This is a genomic window from Halorussus halobius (assembly GCF_004765805.1).
Taxonomy (GTDB): domain Archaea; phylum Halobacteriota; class Halobacteria; order Halobacteriales; family Haladaptataceae; genus Halorussus; species Halorussus halobius.
The window spans coordinates 1-1,403 of sequence record NZ_SBIU01000015.1; the positions used below are offsets into that span (position 1 = coordinate 1).

The window sequence follows — 1,403 nt, forward strand, 5'->3', positions numbered from 1 at the left end:
CATCCGTCTTTAGCTAAGAGGAGAACCACGAGACAGCGGCGGCTTATCGAGGCTTCTTTTCGAGAGGAATGAGGAGGCGACGGCTGTGCACACCAAAGCCTCCTCATCGAGAATCATGCGTCGGCTCACTACATTGTTTCCCTCCGAGTTCCTCGAAGAGCACGCCGAGGAACTCGGCGTGGTCGAGCGTGAAGGGAAGCTTCAGGTTCCAGTCCTCGTGTGGGCGCTCGTGTTCGGCTTCGCCGCAGGCGAGAGCCGAACACTCGCTGGGTTCAGACGGAGCTACAACTCGACCGCTGATGAGACGATCTCACCAGGCGGTTTCTATCACCGGTTGACGCCGACACTCGCGGAGTACCTCCGCGACCTCGTCGAGCACGGCCTCGACGAGGTCGCTGTTCCCGACGCTGTTGACGCTGATATCGACCGATTCAGGGACGTGATGATCGCTGACGGAACCGTGTTGCGGTTGCACGAGTTCCTCTCTGAGGAGTTCCAAGCCCGTCACGAGGAGCAGGCTGGAGCGAAGCTCCACCTGCTCCACAATGCCACCGACGAGACGATTGAACGGATCGACGTGACCGACGAGAAAACGCACGACAGCACGCTGTTCAAGACGGGTTCGTGGCTGCACGGACGGCTAGTTCTGCTCGATCTGGCGTACTTCAAGTACCGTCGCTTTGCGTTGATCGACGAGAACGACGGCTACTTCGTGAGTCGGCTGAAAGAGAACGCGAATCCGGTGATAACGGAGGAGTTACGGGCCTGGCGCGGCCGCGCCAGGCCCTTGGTGGGTGAACAGATCCAGGATGTCGTTGACGATCTGCACCGACAGTACATCGACGTGGAGGTCGAAGCGGAGTTCAAGCGGGGACAGTACGAGGGAACGCGCTCGCTGGACACGAAGCGGTTCCGCGTCGTCGGCGTCCGTGACGAGGACGCCGACGACTACCATCTGTACATCACGAATCTGCCGCGAAATGAGTTTCTCCCGGCGGATCTCGCAACGCTGTATCGGTGCCGGTGGGAGGTAGAAACCCTGTTTCGTGAGTTGAAGACGCAGTACGAGTTGGACGAGTTCGACACGAGCGATCCGGATGTCGTGAAAATTCTGTTGTACGCGGCGTTGCTGTCGCTGCTGGTGAGTCGTGAGCTGTTGGATCTGGTCACCGAGCAGGCCGACGATGAGATCGTGTTCCCGCCGGAACGCTGGGCGGCGACCTTCCGGTCGCACGCCCAGCTCATCCTCCACGAACTCGGCGAATATCTCGGCTACTCGCCACCGCCGCTGTTGGAGCGGCTGATCGAAGATGCACAGAAGATCCACCAACAACGACCGATCCTACAAGAGACGCTCGCTACCACTACGCAACCGAGGTGTGAGTCTTAGCTAAAGACGAATG

Annotated in this window: 1 protein-coding gene; it reads left to right on the forward strand. The window is 59.4% G+C overall.

Annotated elements, in window-relative coordinates; translation table 11 throughout:
- Positions 1-115: 115 nt before the first annotated feature.
- Positions 116-1,390 (forward strand): IS4 family transposase, encoded by a 1,275-nt coding sequence (locus tag EPL03_RS19650; protein WP_135823195.1) that lies wholly within the window; start codon positions 116-118, stop codon positions 1,388-1,390.
- The last annotated feature ends 13 nt before the right edge of the window (positions 1,391-1,403 follow it).

Coding starts and splice junctions, on each gene's coding strand:
- EPL03_RS19650 (WP_135823195.1), top strand. CDS start 116: ATGCGTCGGCTCACTACATTGTTTCCCTCCGAGTTCCTCGAAGAGCAC.